Raw genomic sequence first — 18,741 nt, 5'->3', positions numbered from 1 at the left:
CGCTATTCTTTTTTTGGCAGGCACAGAATGCATAATGGTCTAGTCACGGTCTTTGGCGGCTCCGGCTTTGTTGGTCGGCAGGTGGTTCGCGCGCTGGTGCGCGACGGCTGGCGCGTCCGTGTGCCGATGCGGCGTCCACATTTGGGTCAGGATCTGCGCGTCTTTGGCATGGTCGGCCAAGTCCAGTTGGTGCAAGCTAATTTGCGTTTTCCAAGATCGGTAGAGGCTGCGCTAGATGGGGCTGATGCCTGCGTTAATTTGGTCGCCCTGCTGCATGAGTCTGGACGCCAAACCTTCGACGCTCTGCACGTTAATGGGGCCGACACGATTGCAAAAGCCTGCGCGGCGCGGGGCATCACAAATTTGGCGCATATTTCGGCCATCGGGGCGAACTCGGCGGCGAAATCCGACTATTCGCGGACGAAGGCTGAAGGTGAAGTCCGCATTCGCGCGCATGTGCCGACCGCGACGATTTTGCGTCCCTCCATTATTTTTGGTGAGGGCGATAGCTTCTTTACACGCTTCGCCTCTCTGGCCTTGAAATCACCCGCTCTGCCTTTGATTGGCGGCGGCGAGACCCGCTTTCAGCCTGTTTTTGTCGGCGATGTCGCCGACGCTGTGGCCGCCGTCATTCAACGCGGTGCCATGGGTGAAACCTATGAATTGGCCGGGCCGCAAACTTACAGTTTTGCAGAGCTGATGCGCTTTGTTCTGGATACAATTGACCGCCGTCGCTTTCTTGTCCCTGTGCCGTGGTTCGCCGCTGGCCCGATGGGTTTTGCAGGAGAAGTGAGCGGTGCTTTGCCATTTGTTGAGCCGTTTTTGACTCGTAATCAGGTCGAAGATCTGAAAGTGGATAATATCGCATCAGGCGATCACCCGGGCTTTGAAGCACTAGGGATCACGCCGGATACGATTGAAGCGATCGTTCCGGACTATCTCGAACGGTTCAGAAAATATGGCCAGTTTCACGACATGCGATCCCCCAAAGCCTACCGGTAATCCTAGAAGGAGTTTCCCATGACACTGCGTACACTTATCTTAGCGGCCTCTGTCGCGACCCTTGCGGCCTGTTCCCAACCGGCCCCCGACGCGACTGTTGACGCAACTGACACCGTTATGACGGACGCGCCTGTTGAAACCGCGCCAGAGGTCATGGCTGAACCCGTCATGAGCTTTGATGCAGTGAAGCTGCAGGCAGCGCTTGATGCGCAAGATGATGCCGCCAAGGCGCGTTATGATGCCCGCAATCCTATGGAAACGCTTGAGTTTTTCGGTATTACACCCGGCATGGCTGTTGGTGAAGCTCTTCCCGGCGGCGGTTGGTATTCCAAAATCCTGCTGCCCTATCTGGGTGATGAGGGTCGCTTAGTCGGTGTTGATTATTCAATCCCAATGTGGGGCGAATTTGATTTCGCGTCCCCAGAGTTCCTCGAATCCAAACAGACATGGCCAGATACATGGATTGCGGACGCGCGCGGCTGGACGGATACACAGGCCGATATTTCAGCTTATACGTTCGGCACTTTGCCCCAAGACGGCTCGCTTGATGCCTTCCTTTTTATCCGGGCTTTGCACAATATGTCCCGCTTCGATGCGACAGGCAATTATATGAGCGACGCGATCGCTCAGGTTCATGGTAGCCTGAAATCGGGTGGCGTGGTTGGCGTGGTCCAACATGCGGCGGCAGATGATGCCGATGCGGCTTGGGCCGACGGCAGCGCTGGTTATCTACGCAAGCCTGATGTCGTTGCGGCGTTCGAAGCTGCCGGGTTTGAGTTTGTTGGTGCAAGTGATGTGAATGCTAATCCGCTCGATAATCCAACGGTGGATGACATTGTTTGGCGCCTTCCGCCGCGTCTCGGTACATCGGCCGAGAACGCAGAATTACGCGCTGAGATGGAAGCTATTGGCGAGTCCAACCGGATGACCCTGATGTTCCGCAAGCCTTAGATAGGTCCCGACCATTTCCCAGCCGGAAGACCAGTTCGCAGCCTTCCGGCATAGTTCCTACGCGCGCTATTTTAGCGCGCGTTTTTTTTCGTCAACAGCCGTGCAAATCCTGTCCACCGCGATTGGCTGGCAGGTCTATGATGAAACGGGCAATGCGCTGCTGCTTGGTCTGATCGGGCTGGTGCAATTCCTGCCAGCAGTCATCCTCGTGATCCCGGCGGGTCTTGCCTCAGACCGGATCGGCCGACGCTTTATCATGGGCAGCGCCATCTGGCTGGAAATGCTCTGTGCGGCTGTGATCCTGATGTTGGCGATCACGCGCAACTTCGATCCCCTATGGGTGTTGGGGACGCTGACAATATTCGGGATATGCCGCGCTTTTTATACGCCTGCCGCCAGTAGCTTGGCCGTGAACCTTGTTCCGCGCGAGGATTTCCCGAATGCGGTGAGTTGGAATACGGGCAGCTGGCAGCTCGCACATATTGCGGGGCCTGCAGCGGGCGGCTTACTGTACGGCATATCGGCCTCGACGGCTTATGGATCGGCGATCGCTCTGCTCCTCGTGGCCGGGTTTTTGATCTTCTCAATCCCGAAACCACCGCAGCGTATCGAGACTGAACCCACATCGCTTTCCGTTCTGCTCGGTGGGTTTTCCTATGTCTGGCGTGAAAAGGTCGTGCTCGGGGCGATCAGCCTTGATCTGTTTGCCGTCCTGCTCGGCGGGGCTGTGGCGTTGATGCCGATTTATGCGCGGGACATTCTAGAGCTGGGGCCGCAGGGGCTGGGCTTGCTCCGGGCCTCCCCCGGTATTGGGGCCGTGATTATGCTATTACTCCTCACCCGGTTCCCGGTCCGCAATCATGCTGGGGTCATCCTGCTCGCCACAGTTGCGCTGTTTGGGCTATCGACGGCGATATTCGGTGCCTCGCGCCTGGCTTGGTTGTCCATTGCCGCTTTAATGCTCGTCGGCGCGTTTGACATGGTCAGCGTCTATATTCGCGAGATTATTCTGCAGCTCTGGACGCCGGACGAAGTCCGCGGCCGGGTCAACGCCGTGAACGGAATTTTCCTTGGCGCGTCCAATGAATTAGGCGAATTTCGCGCTGGGTTGATGGCTGCCATTTGGGGCGCGGTCTTCACCGTGACTGCGGGTGGACTGGCCGCTATTTTCGTGGCGGGCCTGGTCGGTAAAGCCTTTCCCGGTCTGGCGCGCATCAAGACTTTGGATGGCCGCCCAGATGGGGCCGATGTTTCACGTGAAACAAAACCGAAATAGGTCGGTATAGCCCTGCCAATCAAATCCTGACTTAACAGGCTTTGTCACGTGCACCGCGTCGCGGGCGACCCTAGTCATCCATCCATTCGGTCACGGGGCATACCCGTTCTTTCCGGGACCCCAATTTCGGGAAGGGAGTCCCGCAGTCAGCTCGAGCGCGGGGTTTTTCAAATCTGGCACCGTAAACTGTGGGTGTGGTACAGGCCGCTCAGGCAGAGATTGGCCCGTCGCCTTAACCCCTGTAATTTCCGTGCATTTTTGCCTATTCCCACCTATATATTTTGCATCCGAAACGATTGATTCGAGCATTATGGCCGACCCTGCGCAACCGATCCCCGATCCCGCCGCCTTACCCGAAGAATATGGCGCTGATAGTATCAAAGTCCTGAAGGGGCTGGATGCCGTTCGTAAGCGTCCGGGCATGTATATTGGTGACACGGATGACGGCTCCGGCTTGCATCACATGGTCTATGAAGTCGTCGATAATTCGATCGACGAAAGCTTGGCCGGTCATGCCGACAAGGTTGAAGTCACCCTGCATCCAGACGGTAGTGTTTCCGTCCGCGATAATGGCCGTGGCATCCCCGTCGCGATCCACGGCGAAGAAGGCGTCTCCGCCGCCGAAGTCATCATGACCCAGCTGCATGCTGGCGGGAAATTCGATCAGAATAGCTACAAGGTCTCCGGTGGTCTTCACGGCGTGGGCGTGTCGGTTGTGAACGCGCTGTCGGTCTGGCTCCGGCTTCGGGTTTGGCGGGACGGCAAAGTCCACGAAATGGAATTCAGTCACGGCGATGCGGTCGCGCCGCTCAAGATTGTTGGTGACGCGCCCACGGAAACGCGCCGCGATGGATCAAGCAAAGTCCTAACCGGGACTGAAGTCCGCTTCATGCCGTCTGAAGAGACGTTCACGATGACGGAATTTGACCGCGACACGCTGGAGCGTCGTTTGCGCGAACTGGCCTTTCTGAATTCCGGCGTGAACATCACGCTGACGGATGAACGCCCTGAAGAGCCTGTCGTGACGCAACTTTATTATGAGGGCGGGATCGAAGCCTTTGTACGTCATCTCGACGCGAATAAGGCCGCCGTCCTCGAGACGCCGATTGTGGTTGTCAAGGAAGCGGACGGCATCACGGTTGAGGCCGCGCTGTGGTGGAATGATAGCTATCACGAGAATGTCCGCGCGTTTACTAACAATATCCCACAGCGCGACGGCGGGACCCACGTTGCGGGTTTCCGCGGCGCGCTGACCCGAACGATCAATAAATATGCGGCGTCCTCTGGCATCGCCAAGAAAGAGAAAGTCGCGATCAGTGGCGACGATGCGCGCGAAGGCCTGACCTGTGTCTTGTCCGTCAAAGTTCCGGATCCAAAATTCTCATCCCAGACTAAAGATAAGTTGGTCAGTTCCGAGGTTCGGCCTGTCGTCGAAAGCGCAATGGGCGAAGCACTCAGCGATTGGTTTGAAGAAAATCCGACGGATGCGAAGAAAATCGTTCTGAAGATCGTCGAAGCCGCCGCCGCCCGTGAAGCGGCGCGTAAAGCGCGTGATCTGACCCGGCGGAAATCAGCGCTCGATATTGCCAGCCTGCCTGGCAAACTGGCTGATTGTCAGGAGCGTGATCCGGCGCTGTCCGAAATCTTCATCGTGGAGGGCGACTCTGCGGGGGGATCCGCCAAACAGGCGCGCGACCGCCAAAACCAAGCCATCCTGCCGCTAAAGGGTAAGATCTTGAATGTGGAACGCGCGCGGTTTGACCGGATGCTCGGCAGCCAAGAAATCGGTACCATGATTACGGCGCTCGGCACAGGCATCGGGCGCGAGGATTTCGACGCCGACAAGGCGCGCTATCATAAGATCGTCATCATGACCGATGCTGACGTTGACGGCGCGCATATTCGGACGCTGCTGTTGACCTTCTTCTATCGGCAAATGCCGGAGCTGATTGAGCGCGGCTATCTCTACATCGCGCAACCACCGCTCTACAAAGTTGAGCGTGGTAAGTCGGTTCAGTACATTAAAGACCAAGGCGAATTAGACGATTATTTGATCGAGGCCGGTTCGAAAGATGCATCTCTGGAGCTCGGCTCAGGCGCTGTCATTACGGGCGAAGATTTAAAACGTGTCGCCAAAGAGGCACTGCAGGCGCAATCGCTGATCGATCGGTTGAAACATCGCGCCCCAGACAATATCATTTCGCAATTGGCAATCAGCGGCGTGCTGGCCCCGGACGAGGATGAAAGCTTACTCGCGGCAACATCTGCCCGGCTCGACCGCATCGCGGATGAAGGCGAAGACGGTTGGTCTGCGCGCTATGATGATGACGGTGCGCTCGTGGTAGAGCGTGAAGTGCGCGGCGTCATGGAACGCTATGCATTGCGCCCGGGATTCAGGGGTAGCTCGGACGCGCGCCGCTTGCACCGCATGTCGGATGCTTTGCGCGAAACCTTTGACGGGACCGCTTATTTCCGCCGCGGCGAAGCAGATGCGGTCTCTATTTTCGGCCCCGCGCAGCTGCTGGAGACCATTTTTGCGATTGGGCGCAAGGGTTTCAAGATCCAGCGCTACAAGGGTCTGGGCGAGATGAACCCGGATCAACTGTGGGAAACCACACTCGATTCCAACGCGCGCTCGCTGCTGCAGGTGAAGATCGAAGCGGCCGATGCGTCCGATGACTTGTTCACGAAATTGATGGGGGATGTCGTCGAGCCCCGCCGCGATTTCATTATCTCCAATGCGCTCGACGCTGAGGTCGATACTTAAGGTGCGGCGCGTCCTTGCAAGCCTGCCTCTGGCCGCGATCTTGGTGGGATGTGCCGGATCATCCTCTAAGCCCTCCGACACGTTTTTCGAAAACATGACGGCGCTCTGCGGGCAGACCGTGTCTGGCAATGTCATCAGTGAACAAGAGGTCGATGCCGATTGGCGCGCGTCAGACTTAGTCGTGGGGCCGGTCACATGCGAACCAGACACCATACGCCTGCCACTGGCTGTGGGTGAGGACACGTCGCGAACATGGGTATTGAGCCGCATGGATGGCGATCTCATCTTCCGCCACGAACATGTAGAACCGGACGGCAGCCCGTCTGCGGTGACACAATATGGCGGCGCGGCGCGAGAGGGCGGTACAGCCTCGCGTCAGGACTTTCCGGCCGATGCAGCCACTAAAGCCAATTTCCAAGAGAATGGTCTGACCGCATCACTGCCCAATGTGTGGACGCTGAGCCTCGACAATGACCAGTTGCTCTATGCGCTCGCTCGCCCGGCAACCAATACTGACCCGGCGCGCGATTTTCGGGCGGCATTTCAGTTGAACGTTAAGCCGAAATAGTCGGATCGACGAATGGGTCTGACTACTGGCTTCGGGCCATGGCTTCGACATCGTCTTCGAGCGCATCGACTTCCTTTTGCAGCTTTGACTGAACCGCGATTTGCATGTCCATCTGCGCCCTGTCGAAATCGCGTTGCGCTTCTTGTTTCAGGCAGTCGATATAATAGCTGACCTTCAGCGCGTAGGCCTGCATCTTCTCTTGAGCCTGAGGCGCGCCCTTGGTGAGGAAAGGTCGAGACGGCCGAATACATTCCGTACTCTTCCATTCGAAATCCGCGCCCGGTTCCGCTCGGGTAATATCCCCCGCGAAGGACGGCGTCGCGAACCCTAAAAGGGCGGTGATGATCAAAAAGCGGGTCAAAATTGTGGGATCCTCTGGGTGGTTGTCTCTTCGAATATATTTACCTGCCGTTTGGCGATAATATGTCAAACAATTGGCTGTCTTGCGTCCGATCTTCACCCGCGCCATAGGGGCGCGAAATGAGTGAAGGACGCAGTTTCATGGATTTCGACGCACTGAACGCGCAGGCGCAAGGCTGGATCGAGCAGGTCATGCTCTGGCTGCAAAGCCCAGTCTTTCTGGCACAGTTGGCGGCCATCGGCCTCGCGATCATTCTCGCGCCAATTTTGGCGGGATTGCTACGCCGCCTGATCCCGGTCCTTCGCACCGCCCCGACGCCCGACGCCAACCTGTTTAGGGCTCGTTCCATCATCTACCAGACGGGCCAATTCCTCCGCGCCATTCTCTTGGTCGCTATTCTCGCCCTGTTCGCCACAGCTCTACGAAGCATCAGCGCGTTTGGCGAAGACTGGCTCGTCAAGATTGCGCAAAGTCTCGCGACGGTCTTCCTCGTTTATCGGGCTATCCGTGTTTTCTTGGCCGATCCGTTCTACCGGAAAGTGGCCGTCTATATTCTGGTGCCGCTCGCCCTGATTATTGTGCTCGGTTATTGGGACGAATTCACGAGCTTCCTTAACGCGACAACCGTCATTCCGATGGGTGACAATCCCATCACGGCCATGACCCTAGCTAAGCTTGCCGTGTTTGGCTCACTCTTCTTCTGGCTCGGCAGTGTCGGCAATAAACGCGGGCAAAGCGCGATCCGGGCGCAGGAAAGCCTCGACAGCGGTGTGCGCGAAATTCTCGCCAAGCTGTTCCAGATCATCCTGTTTATTGTGATCGCATTCTTGGTCATCAATACGGCCGGCATTCCGACCTCTGGCCTTGTTGTCGTTTTCTCAGCTTTGTCTTTAGGCGTGGGATTGGGTTTGCAACCAATCGCAGCAAATTTTGTGTCTGGCCTTATCATCCTGCTCGACCGATCCGTGAAAGTCGGCGATTTCGTGATGTTGGAAGGCGACGTGTTCGGCCGCATCAAATCGATCAATATGCGCTCTACCACAGTCGCGACGGCGGACGGGAAAGACATCATCGTTCCCAATACGGACTTTACTGAGAACTCTTACGAAAACTGGACGCATGATAGCCCGCTGCAACGCTATGAAGTAGATTTCGGGGTCAGCTATGACACGGATCTGGACGCGCTCGTGCCTATTGTTCGGGATGCCGTGTTGGCCCATCCAGATGTGCTGGGCGACCCAGATGAACCCAGCGTCGAATTCCGAAATTTCGGTGATAGTTCGATCAATATGTGCGTCGAATTTTGGTGCCGCGGCATTGATGACGGCCCGAATAAATTCACGTCCGATGTTGGCTTTATCATTTGGCGCACGCTCAAAGCGAATAATATCGAAATCCCGTTCCCGCAGCGCGTGAACCATCAGGCTCCGGCTCCGAAAAAGTAAGGGCGGGCCATGACGGCACGACGAATTCAGACGTTACTCGCGCTGGTTTTTCTGGGTCTTGGTGGGTGGTGTTTGCTGATGCCTGCTATGGTCGAGCGGCTCGCTCTACTGCCAGAATTTCAGCATAATAGCGCAACGACGCGCTTGCTAATGGGCTGTTTCGGCCCGCAGGCTGTGCTGTGCGGCACTGTTATTCTATTGTCCGAGTTCAAGGCTAAGACATTCCTCGTTTTTGGCCTTGTCGGCTCGATCCCGTTCTTCGCCTTCAACTACTACTTCCTGTTCGTCGTCCAGATGTTTACGCCGCTCATGTGGCTCGATTTCGCCGGCAACGTCGCGATCCTAACGCTGTGTCTCTGGGGTTGGCGATTAAAGCGGGCGGAGATTGGGTGAGGGTTACCACCCTCCACCGCCACCACCGCCGCCACCGCCACCGGAAAATCCCCCGCCCCCTGAGCCAGAACTAAACCCGCTGCCGCTCGATTGGCTGACGGGTGCTGCGGCTGCGACGCCTGCGGTCAGGGTTTTGGTCATGGTTTTGGAGAAATCGACCGGGCCTTTGCCAGACCGAAACGCATTGCCGGTTGCGTAGGATGGGCGGTATTCGGCCGCTTCACGCGGCAGCGAAGTTTCGAACTGTTTGGTCCAAGGCTTCTCGACCCCCAGCGCCATGGCGTAAGGGAGGAACCGCTCATACAGTTCGACGGTCATAGCCGGCGCACGGCCTGAGACTGGATCAGCCATGTTGATACGGTCTTCCTCAGCGGTTTCGAGATAGAGCTTAAAGCCATCTATTTCGGCGCTAACTTCGGCACCGCGTTTAGTCGGGGCTGGTAAAAGGAAGAGGAACAGGCCGTTCATTCCAACAATCGCGGCAAACAATCCCAACACGACCATGTTTGATTTGGCCACGGGGGCGGCGAGTACGACAACGGCCAGTACGACCGAGGCGACAATACCGAGCGCGGCCCAGCCAATATTATATTTGTGGTATTTTGCGCCGTAGCGCTTAGCGAGTGTTTTGTGGAACGTGCTGACGGCTTTATAGAATTTCGTGTCCGTTTCGCCGTCGAGAATGAGCTTGCCATTTCTGCCATTCATCAACTCACTGATCAGAGTCTGCGCGTCAGCCCCCTCTACAGGGCTCTGCCTTTGCCAGATAGTCGTGACCTTTTTGTCGGCTTTGATGTCGAGGATGCCTTGTCCGCCGAGCTGCATGAGCAGCGCGGATAGCGCGTCCATGCCCTTCAAACCTTTGTGATGAATGTAGTGAACGGCGGCGGGGCTGTAGCCCTCGGGCGGGGCGTAGCGCGCGAACACAGGCGGCTTTTGCGGGTCGCGGCCGATCCGGTTCCAGATGCTCCAATAATAGAGCAGGAGCGCCAGACCGCCTGCACCGAGCATGATCATAGCTCCGTAGCGAATCCAGTTCAATTCAGCTTTACGCGCCGCGCTCATCGGGGCGATCACGCCCGGCGCGATGGAGGCTGAGATCGTCATCCCAGTTTTGCGGGGGAGGGCTTGCAACGTTTTGAACGTGACCATGTCGCCGCGAATATCGATGGTGGCATCGCTCGCTCGGCTATTGCGTCCACCCGTATAAGCGTAAGTATCGGTGACGTCCGCGCCAGATGGAAAGCGCACCGTGGTGCGCGCATTTTCGATCGGAAAGTCCCAATAGGTGCCCGTTGCATTCCAATAAAGTTCATCGCGATCGTCATGGCGATACACAGCATCGCCGACCCGGTAACGGATCACATATTGATGCGGGCCATTATCAAGAAACACCTCCGCGCGTCCGATCCGCCAAGTGATCGCATTCCCTTGGCTCAAACGTGTGACCGCGTCTGGCTCTCTGTCGCGCGTGACGTCGATGAGGTCATAGTCGTAATCCTGCGTGACGCCCATGAAGGTATAGCGCGTAGGGAGTTCGCGAAAAATACCGCGTCTGATCTGGTCGCCTTCGCTGACCACGTCGATGGTTTCTGTGATGACAATATCGCCAGAGGTCTCGACTTGGATGTCGACATCATAATTGGTGATCCGTTCTTGGGCGAAGCAAAGCGTCGCCCAGATCAGGGAAAGACAGAGACCAAACAGAAATCTCATGTGTCGAACTCAATCGTCGGAGCCGCGGCATCCGCGTCGCTGATTTCGAAATAGTTGCGTTGGGAAAAGCCGAACGGCCCGGCGATGAGGTTGGACGGGACCGTCTCAACCGCTGTGTTCAGTTCGCGCACGGCACCGTTATAGAAGCGCCGCGCCATTTCGATTTTGTCTTCTGTGTCTGACAACTCATTCTGGAGATCGAGAAAGTTTTCGTTTGATTTCAGGTCGGGATAGGCTTCGGCCAAGGCGAATAGCTTGGTCGTGCAGCGCGAAACTGCGCCTTCCGCCGCCCCGCGTGCATTGACGTCATCACCGGCGTTAAGGGCCGCATTACGCGACTCGATGACGTCTTTGAACAGGGTACGCTCATGCGCGGCATAACCTTTCACTGTTTCCACAACACGCGGGATCAGATCGGACCGGCGTTTGAGCTGCACATCAATATCCGACCAGCCATTGCGTGCCATTTGTCGAAGACCAACAAGCCGGTTGAATAGGAATATGACCCCACCAGCGAGACCGGCGAGGAGAATTAAAGGGATCCAGAGCATGGAAACAGTTTAGGGGTTAGGTCGCCGGAAGGGAAGTGTCAGCGAGGCGAGCAGTTTCGCGGGTTCCTCGGTTTGATGCTCTGATAGACCGAGGGTTAGCTCCCCTTTGGCCTTGGCACGGTATGTCCTGAACAGGTGATCCCAAATCGACAGGTTGAATCCGTAGTTGGAATTGGTCTCCGGTCGGTCAGTTGAATGATGGATGCGGTGCATGGTCGGTGTGACGATGATCCGTCTCAGACGATGATCAAGACGTTCTGGTAGGGCCGTGTTGCTATGGGTAAAAATCGCCGTGCCGTTCAGTAGAATTTCGAATACGACTACCGCGATGATGGACGGCCCTAATGCGAGAATGACCAGCGCTTTCCAGAGCAAGCTGGCGCCGATTTCGACCGGATGAAACCGCACGCCCGTTGTGGCGTCCAGATCGCGGTCCGTATGATGAACGGCATGAAGTCGCCACAGCCACGGCACATAGTGAAAGGCGACATGCTGCGCCCAGACCGCGAGGTCGAGCAAGATCACAGCGATCAGGCCTTCAATCCACGGGTCGAGACCGATGAGATTGAACAGCCCCCAACCTTTTGATGTTGCTAGCGCGGCCATGCTGACGGCCAAAACCGGAGCCATGACCGCACCGACGACGCTCCCTAAAATAGATAGGCTCAGATTGGTGCGCCAGCGCGCCAGTCGCGGCAGGACGCGCTGTCGGGCTGGGAACACCCATTCTAAGCCGATGAAGAGAATGAGAACGCCGACAAAAACGCCGAGCCGGGCCAGCGCGATGGTGTCCAATTAGAGGCAGCCCTTCTGGCGGCGCGCCAGAGCGATTGAGCGCTGATCACGCGCCTGCTCAATTTCATAGGGTCGAGCATTGCCGCGCACACCAATGGATGAGTTACGTTCGTTGCGGCGTTCTAATTCACTAATACCGTCTGCGCCGACCATATTCTGAGCCGTATCGCGATAGCTCTCAGAGAGCTGAGCGAGCTGTTCGCAATCAAAACCCATATATTTCTCAGGCTCGGCATCTTTAAAGTCGAGCGTGCTACAGCTGCTAAGCCAGATAGCCGCCGTCATAAGCAGCGCGGATCGTCCAATAGTTTGCCTTGTCATGAGGGCGGGTCTAGCAAGCGGGCGAGCGATAGAAAACTGACAAAGGGGTCATGCATGGCGGATCGGAAAACGGCGCGAACAATGCTAATCACGGGGGGTTCCGCCGGGATTGGGGCTGCGTTGGCGCAAGAATATGCGGGTCGCGGCTGGAATTTGATCATCACGGCGCGCCGGACAGATCGTTTGATCACCTTGGGCAAGGAGATCGAAGCCGCCTTTGACGTGACGGTCGATCATGTGACGGCGGATCTGATGAAAGACGGCGCCGTAGACGTCATGCTGGCTGAGATCGCTGGAAAAGGACTGATCGTAGACGGCGTCATCAATAATGCCGGCTATGGTCATACGGGCCTTTATCTCGATAGTCCTTGGGCGGACCATGCCCGCTTCAACAGGCTCATGGTCGATGTGCCGTGCGAGATGACGCACAAGCTTCTCCCCGGCATGATTGAGCGCGGCTTTGGCCGTGTCATGAATGTGGCGAGCCTTGCGGGCCACATGCCGGGCAGCCGTGGCCATACGCTTTACGCCGCAGTGAAAGCCTATCTCATCAAATTCAGCCAGAGCCTGAATGTGGAAATGGACGGCACAGGCGTGCATGTTTCCGCGCTCTGCCCCGGCTTTACCATCACTGAATTTCATGATGTGAACGGCACACGCGAAGGCATTAATCAGCTCCCCGACTATATGAAGATGAGCGCCGAAGACTGCGCTCGACTTGGCGCAGATGCGTTGGAAGCGAATGAAGACGTGTTCATTCCGGGCAAGGTCAACCGCACGATTGCTCGGCTGGGTCGCTTTCTGCCGCAAAAACGCGTGAAGAAAATTATGGCGAAAATGTCTGGCGGCTATCGCAATACGGGTGAAGCTTGATGGAAAAGACCATGACCGATGAACGCGTTTTTGTTGCGCTCGACCTGCCGAGTGTCGAAGAAGCGCGCGTCATGGTGGAGCGGCTCGGCGAGAGCGTCGCAAGCTACAAGATAGGGCTTCAGCTTTTACCGATTGGCGGCGTCGAATTGGGGCGCGAGCTGCGCGCCATGGGCAAAAATGTTTTTCTTGATTTCAAATTCCACGACATCGACGCGACGGTCGAAAAAGCGACCGCATCGGTTGCTGGTCTTGATGCACAATTACTGACGGTTCACGCTCGGCCTGACGTGATGCGGGCGGCTGTTCGGGGGAAGGGCAGTTCGAGCTTGAAAATTCTCGGTGTGACGGTCCTGACATCGCTCGACAAAAAGGCCCTGGAAGACATTGGTTATAACGACAATGCCGAAAATCTGGTGATGCGACGCGTGCGTCAGGCGCTCGACGCTGGGATGGACGGTGTTGTAGCGTCGCCGCTTGAGGCCGCGTCAATACGCGCCGCTGTGCCGGATAGTTTTTTAGTCGTCACGCCGGGCGTTCGCCCGACGGGCGCTGCCGCCGGTGATCAGAAAAGGATCGCGACGCCGTCGGCCGCGCTCAAATCTGGCGCGACGCATTTGGTGATCGGACGACCGATCACACAGGCCGATGACCCAGCCGCCGCCGCCCGCGCCATAATGGCGGAGATTGACGGCGCCGATTTCAGGCGCAGCTAGCGCCAGTCCTTAATTGCCGTAGCGCGAATAGCGACGAACCGGCTGACACGGGGCTGTCGGGCACGGCGCATAGACCGGGTAGGTCACGGGCACCGGCACCGGATAGGGCACGTGAACGATGGGCCGTACCACGCGAACATATCGCGGACGCGGCGGGTGAATCACGGGTGGATGCACGACGGGTGGATGAATAACGGGTGGCCGCACGATCGGTGGGTGAATTTTCGGCGGATGCACGATCGGACGGTGCACATTTTTGATGATCACTGTTTTGCATTGGGTGGTCGTCTTATGAACCACGACTATACACGGTTTCTTGGGGTGGTGCTTAGGACGGTGTCTCGGGACATGGTGTTTGTAGGACGGGACCGGGGCGTGGTGCACGACCTTCGGCACAGGCTTATAGACTTTCCCGCAATGGGCCTGATGATCAAAGTAGGATGATAGGGGCGGTAATGTGCTTGTGCCGGTCTTCGGGCCCACACAACTTACACAGGGTTTGGGCGGAACAACGCAGGTTGTATGGGTGGGCGTGTCGGCTTGAGCCACACTTCCCAACAACACTGTAGCGACGAGCCCAAGTGACCCTTTGATGATTTTGGACATGGCGGACCCTCGTGCTGTCGCGTTAACCTTAAGTGCTTCAAATCACTCGAAGCTTTCGGCTCAGGCGCTGCAAGGTGTGTGCCAATCAGAGTCATGGGTGAGGGTCTAAGGTCCGGCTCTAGTCAGAATCACAGAAGGCCGCAGTCCGGTCTGGACCGCGGCCTTCTGACTGATGTCTAGGCCACTTTAGTAGCGGCTTTTATATCCGTGAGGAGACCCACAAGGTGGGGTCGCTGTTGGGTGCGGCAAAGGCACGTAAGGCGGGGCCGGTAAGGGGCGTTTACATGTGACCGGCGGCATGGGCCTTGGATGAACCACAGGCGGACGCGGGTAGATCACCGGGCCACCGACCATCGGTGGGCGGGGGTTTATATAGGGTGGTCGCACATTCGGGACAGCCGGACGAACGGGCACACCTAGATAGGCGGGCGTGATACCACCAGGAGTCCACGGGTTAGGTCGCGCTTGACCCGTGTCCAGCACGGCTTGTGCCTGACGTGGATCGCGGACAACGATTGATGTCGGCAAATAGGCGATACCCGGCGTGATTGTATAAGGATCGCCATAAACACGCGGCGTGAATTTGGACGGATCATAACCGCCGCCAATCGCAACAATGCGCGGTGGGGCTACAGGGTGTTGAACAACCGGGCGGTGCGCCACAGGTTTGTGCGCATAGGGATGCGGCACAGTGGGGTGGGGCACCGCGGGACGCGGCACAACTGGCGCAGGCGTAACGGTTTGATGTCCGGTACGGCAATAAACAGTGCTCTGCGGATGGCAACCAGTGGTAAATCCAGCCGGTGCATCGGATAGACCAACGCTTGCGCTCAGACTATGAATACGGGTGATAGACACATGCGGCGAACGCTGGAAATGGACGCTGTCGAGAAAATCATAAGGCGTCCGATTTTCTACCGTCATCGGACCTGAATGGCCTCTTGGTGCTGGCATAAAAGCGACGCCTGAATCGCAGTTTCCAATGCCGCTACACTGTCCAACAACTGTGTGCGCAGTCCCTGGCCCGCCCGCAAATGCGGGTCCGGTCACCAGCCCTAAAAACGCGATTGCGCCCATGCTCCGAAGAGCCAATTTGATGGCCATCATGCCACTCCCACTTCGCTACGGCCGGATATATTTCCGGTCCGCGTTCATTCACAATGCAGCGAAGGGCGGTGGCGCGGGTGAGGGGCTAGAAATCGTAAGCGATGCCGCCCCGTTCCCAATCCCCATATCGCGTCGGCTCCTCGCCGCTCGGACCACGATGTTCGGTCGGACGCTCTTGCTCGGCTTCGATCCGGCGTCGCTCGGCGGCCTCTTTAAGGGCGCGCACAGCGGCGGGCGGCAAAGCTTTGCCCGGAGCCGCATTTTCCAGATCGTCGGGGGCTGTCTTTGACATACCCACGACGTAGGATCGGCGACCCGTTACGTCAAACCGGACGCAGTCGCCCGATGTGCCTTTTCGTTACAGTGGAAGGCTGAAAATCGCGTGAATCCCGCGCTAGGGCGTTGTTTACCATAGGCTGTGCGGAAATGTGTCACAGGCGGCTCATTCTGAAGTGCTGTGGCGTTTGGTCTCGGTCTGTCGGGGGGGCGGACTCTCCGCTCCGCCGTCGGGTAATGCCGAGGAGTGGATGCCGTGGGGTGGATGATGGACCGCAGCGCGTGTCTGTCCTATGGCGCGGCCATGGCTGAACCAACCAACAGATCTGATCGTCCAAAGCGCGACTCGAATAAAGGTCCTCGAAAGACGGGGTCTGGATCCAAGGCTCCTTATAAGGGCGGCAGCGGGTTTAAAGGGAAGCCCGGGGGCAAACCCGACAACAAAGGCAGTGGCTATAAAGGCAAGTCTGGCGACGCCCGTGGTGGCTCAAAAGGCGGCGGTAGACCTTCCGGCTCTAGAGACGGCGGCCGTAGAGATGATAATCGAGGCGGTCGCGATGGTGGCAAGCCAGCGGCACGCGCTTGGCCGCGCCCAACGCGTGAAAAACTGACCAATGCCCAGGCAGCTCGTAAAGCCGCCGCTATGGCCGTTAGCGATGTGCTGGGTCGCGGGTTCAGACTCGAAGGATCACTGGCCAAAAATCCAGCGCTCGAAGGTTTGGATGCACGCGACCGGGGCTTTGCCCGGGCGATTGCAGCAACGACGCTACGCCGGCTTGGCCAGATTGATGCGGTGCTTGCCCCGTTGATACAGCGTCCACCGCCCGGACGAGTTCAGGCCTATCTACAGACGGCGACGGCGCAAATGGTCTTTATGGACGTCGCACCCCACGCCGCCGTTGGCGATACGGTCAATCTCATAAAAGCTGACTCTAAATCTGAACCCTTCGCCGGACTCGCCAATGCGGTCCTGCGCAAGGTGGCTGAAATCGGCAAAGCGGAAGCCGCGAAGGTTCCACCGACGCAAAATATCCCCGGCTGGCTGCGGTCCGAATGGATGCGCCTTTACGGCAAACCCACGGTTCGGCGCATGGCCCTTATGTTGTCCATGTCCCCGCCCTTGGACATTTCGGTCAAAAAAGACCCAGAGGCTTGGGCGAAAACTTTAGGTGGCCAGATTATTGGCGAGACCACGGTCAGGCTCGACTCAATTGGGAATGTCACGGCGTTGGAAGGATTCCAGGACGGCGCTTGGTGGGTTCAGGATATGGCGGCGGCCTTGCCTGCTCGTATTTTGGAGCAGGCCAGTGAGGGTTTGTCTGGCAAACGCGTCGCAGACCTTTGCGCCGCGCCTGGCGGGAAATCGATGCAACTCTGCGCGATGGGTGCGGAGGTGACGGCGATCGATGTCTCAGAAGCTCGCACCCTGCGTCTGACCCAGAATTTGGAGCGCACAGGTTCCAAGGCGACGGTCATCACATCAGACCTCAATGACTACGAGCCTGAAGTTCTGTTCGATGCGGTTCTACTGGATGCGCCCTGTTCTGCGACGGGGACGTTCCGGCGTCGCCCGGATGTCCTCTATAATCGTCGTGAGCGCGATATTACGCCTCTAACCCGACTCCAAGACACGTTGCTCAAGCGTGCGGCGAAATGCGTCGCCCCAGGTGGTGTGCTGCTCTACGCCGTGTGTTCGCTGCAGGAGAGAGAAGGTGCAGCGCGGGTGAACAAGTTTCGCAAGGCAATGCCTGAATTTGGCCTTGTTAAGCTGACACAGATCCCGGGTCTTGATCTGCCAGACGGACGATTGGACGATGGAATGCTTCGCATTCTGCCGCCCGACGCACCAGATGGGCGGGGAGTAGACGGATTTTTCATCGCGGTCCTGAAACGGACTGAATAGGTAGACCTCGAAAGGCGGACAAGGCTCGGAAATACCCCTAATACTGGATTTAAAGAGGGTATTAACCCAGTTTGAGGCAGAAACGCACTGAACTGGCATGAGACTTGAAGCGAACCGCTCAGCGATGTGTCAAAATGGGAGGCTCTAATGAGCACGAAACAGTTATTCCGCGGTGGCCTGATGGCAACTGCTGGCGTTGCGGCTCTAGGCTTGACAGCCTGCGCCAATAGCCACGCCACCAGCGCGCGTTACGGTGGAACGCATTATGATTATGAAAGTGCTCAATCTTGTGGTGGGAACTGCGGTGTTTCGACCGTAAGTGCGCCAGCTATCCGTACGGCTCCGGTTTATTCTGGGACACACTACGATTATGAAAGCAGCCATACGTGCAATACCGGTACGTGCGGCGTTGGCGTTGTCAGCCATTCTGGTTACAGCCAGACGGGTCATATTGCGGCACCGTCTTACTCGACAGAAGTCGCTCCGTGTCCGACTGGCACAACATCGCAACCTGATGGAACCTGCATGCAAAATGGCGGTTCGCACTATACAGGCTATTCAAGCGGCTCAACCAGCTACACGACGGGTTCTACATCCTACACGGGCTCATCTTACGGTAGCTCTAGCTATTCTTCAGGTGGCATGGCGGAATGCCCAGCCGGTACATCGGCTCAACCTGATGGTACGTGTCTGCAAAGCGGCCACGGCTATTCCAGCTACTCGTCTTCATCGTCATACACGGCCCCAACAACGTCGACCTATTCTTCGACTTATGTTGCTCCGGCTCTGACGACTGAATGTTGTACTGTTGGATCCACCACCATCTATTCTGGTGACGCGACAACCGAGACATATAGCGATACCACAACCGCCGACACCTATACCGGTTACGCGACGTCGGGTTCGACTTACAGCTCAAGCGATTACTTGCCGATCCGCAAATAAGCGCGGCAAATTACGACACATCGAGCTCGGTCCGGTTAATTCCGGGCCGGGCTTTGTTGTGTCTGCGCGTTGCAGAGCCGTATTTGCGCTGCTACGGGCCTGATCGAACCGAATATTTCGGCCCAACGCGTCAAATCTGACCGGATAACCGGCCATAGACCATCCTGACATC

General features: G+C 57.2%; 18 protein-coding genes. 11 read left to right on the top strand and 7 right to left on the bottom strand.

The annotated features are described in order from the left end of the window. Nucleotides 1-27 precede the first annotated feature (27 nt). The 5 genes from QQL54_RS08635 to QQL54_RS08615 all read left to right on the top strand — a co-directional run bounded on the left by QQL54_RS08635 (nucleotide 28) and on the right by QQL54_RS08615 (nucleotide 6,564). On the top strand, nucleotides 28-1,002 hold the full coding sequence (locus tag QQL54_RS08635; RefSeq protein WP_284389665.1) for a complex I NDUFA9 subunit family protein: 975 nt from the start codon (nucleotides 28-30) through the stop codon (nucleotides 1,000-1,002). 18 nt (nucleotides 1,003-1,020) lie between these two features. Continuing rightward, nucleotides 1,021-1,953 (top strand): class I SAM-dependent methyltransferase, encoded by a 933-nt coding sequence (locus QQL54_RS08630; RefSeq protein WP_284389663.1) that lies wholly within the window; start codon nucleotides 1,021-1,023, stop codon nucleotides 1,951-1,953. 13 nt (nucleotides 1,954-1,966) lie between these two features. Beyond that, a complete protein-coding gene (locus QQL54_RS08625) occupies nucleotides 1,967-3,229 on the top strand; it encodes an MFS transporter (RefSeq protein WP_284392473.1) in 1,263 nt (420 codons plus the stop codon). Between the two features lie 310 nt (nucleotides 3,230-3,539). Continuing rightward, nucleotides 3,540-5,996, top strand: a complete 2,457-nt coding sequence (gene gyrB, locus QQL54_RS08620) for a DNA topoisomerase (ATP-hydrolyzing) subunit B (protein ID WP_284389661.1) — start codon at nucleotides 3,540-3,542, stop codon at nucleotides 5,994-5,996. A gap of 1 nt (nucleotide 5,997) precedes the next feature. After that, on the top strand, nucleotides 5,998-6,564 hold the full coding sequence (locus QQL54_RS08615) for a hypothetical protein (RefSeq protein WP_284389660.1): 567 nt from the start codon (nucleotides 5,998-6,000) through the stop codon (nucleotides 6,562-6,564). A 22-nt stretch (nucleotides 6,565-6,586) separates the two neighbouring features. Here QQL54_RS08615 and QQL54_RS08610 read toward each other — a convergent pair whose 3' ends face one another. Beyond that, the gene (locus QQL54_RS08610) at nucleotides 6,587-6,925 is read right to left on the bottom strand and encodes a hypothetical protein (protein WP_284389658.1); all 339 of its coding nucleotides are present in this window, start codon (nucleotides 6,923-6,925) and stop codon (nucleotides 6,587-6,589) included. A gap of 119 nt (nucleotides 6,926-7,044) precedes the next feature. On the opposite strand from QQL54_RS08610, the gene QQL54_RS08605 reads away from it, so the two are divergent. Further along, nucleotides 7,045-8,370 (top strand): mechanosensitive ion channel family protein, encoded by a 1,326-nt coding sequence (locus QQL54_RS08605; protein WP_284389655.1) that lies wholly within the window; start codon nucleotides 7,045-7,047, stop codon nucleotides 8,368-8,370. A gap of 9 nt (nucleotides 8,371-8,379) precedes the next feature. Then, entirely contained in the window at nucleotides 8,380-8,763 is a 384-nt protein-coding gene (locus tag QQL54_RS08600) for a hypothetical protein (RefSeq protein ID WP_284389653.1), read from the top strand. Between the two features lie 3 nt (nucleotides 8,764-8,766). Here QQL54_RS08600 and QQL54_RS08595 read toward each other — a convergent pair whose 3' ends face one another. Genes QQL54_RS08595 through QQL54_RS08580 form a run of 4 tightly spaced genes read right to left on the bottom strand, consistent with a single transcriptional unit; the run spans nucleotide 8,767 to nucleotide 12,146 of the window. After that, the gene (locus tag QQL54_RS08595) at nucleotides 8,767-10,479 is read right to left on the bottom strand and encodes a DUF2207 domain-containing protein (RefSeq protein ID WP_284389651.1); all 1,713 of its coding nucleotides are present in this window, start codon (nucleotides 10,477-10,479) and stop codon (nucleotides 8,767-8,769) included. After that, nucleotides 10,476-11,030 (bottom strand): LemA family protein, encoded by a 555-nt coding sequence (locus QQL54_RS08590; protein WP_284389649.1) that lies wholly within the window; start codon nucleotides 11,028-11,030, stop codon nucleotides 10,476-10,478. The genes QQL54_RS08595 and QQL54_RS08590 overlap by 4 nt, the downstream gene beginning before the upstream one ends. 9 nt (nucleotides 11,031-11,039) lie before the next feature. Continuing rightward, on the bottom strand, nucleotides 11,040-11,825 hold the full coding sequence (locus QQL54_RS08585; RefSeq protein WP_284389647.1) for a sterol desaturase family protein: 786 nt from the start codon (nucleotides 11,823-11,825) through the stop codon (nucleotides 11,040-11,042). After that, nucleotides 11,826-12,146: a hypothetical protein gene (locus QQL54_RS08580; protein ID WP_284389644.1), complete on the bottom strand. Its 321-nt coding sequence runs from the start codon at nucleotides 12,144-12,146 to the stop codon at nucleotides 11,826-11,828. A gap of 54 nt (nucleotides 12,147-12,200) precedes the next feature. Between QQL54_RS08580 and QQL54_RS08575 the strand changes: the two genes are divergently transcribed. After that, nucleotides 12,201-13,019, top strand: coding sequence for an SDR family NAD(P)-dependent oxidoreductase (locus QQL54_RS08575; protein ID WP_284389641.1), 819 nt, complete (start codon nucleotides 12,201-12,203; stop codon nucleotides 13,017-13,019). An 11-nt stretch (nucleotides 13,020-13,030) separates the two neighbouring features. Next, complete coding sequence (gene pyrF, locus QQL54_RS08570) at nucleotides 13,031-13,732, top strand: orotidine-5'-phosphate decarboxylase (RefSeq protein ID WP_284389640.1); 702 nt, start codon at nucleotides 13,031-13,033, stop codon at nucleotides 13,730-13,732. A gap of 792 nt (nucleotides 13,733-14,524) precedes the next feature. On the opposite strand, the gene QQL54_RS08565 is transcribed toward pyrF, so the two are convergent. After that, nucleotides 14,525-15,445, bottom strand: coding sequence for a hypothetical protein (locus tag QQL54_RS08565; protein ID WP_284389638.1), 921 nt, complete (start codon nucleotides 15,443-15,445; stop codon nucleotides 14,525-14,527). Nucleotides 15,446-15,530: 85 nt separating this feature from the next. Then, nucleotides 15,531-15,737, bottom strand: a complete 207-nt coding sequence (locus QQL54_RS08560; protein ID WP_284389636.1) for a DUF1674 domain-containing protein — start codon at nucleotides 15,735-15,737, stop codon at nucleotides 15,531-15,533. Between the two features lie 288 nt (nucleotides 15,738-16,025). Here QQL54_RS08560 and QQL54_RS08555 point away from each other — a divergent pair, with 288 nt between their 5' ends. After that, nucleotides 16,026-17,624, top strand: a complete 1,599-nt coding sequence (locus tag QQL54_RS08555) for an RsmB/NOP family class I SAM-dependent RNA methyltransferase (protein WP_284389634.1) — start codon at nucleotides 16,026-16,028, stop codon at nucleotides 17,622-17,624. Nucleotides 17,625-17,771: 147 nt separating this feature from the next. Then, nucleotides 17,772-18,569 (top strand): hypothetical protein, encoded by a 798-nt coding sequence (locus QQL54_RS08550; RefSeq protein WP_284389631.1) that lies wholly within the window; start codon nucleotides 17,772-17,774, stop codon nucleotides 18,567-18,569. Nucleotides 18,570-18,741: the final 172 nt, after the last annotated feature.

It is taken from the genome of Algimonas ampicilliniresistens, assembly GCF_030159955.1.
GTDB classification, from domain to species: Bacteria; Pseudomonadota; Alphaproteobacteria; order Caulobacterales; family Maricaulaceae; genus Litorimonas; species Litorimonas ampicilliniresistens.
This window is presented reverse-complemented; position numbering and strand designations above follow the sequence as displayed.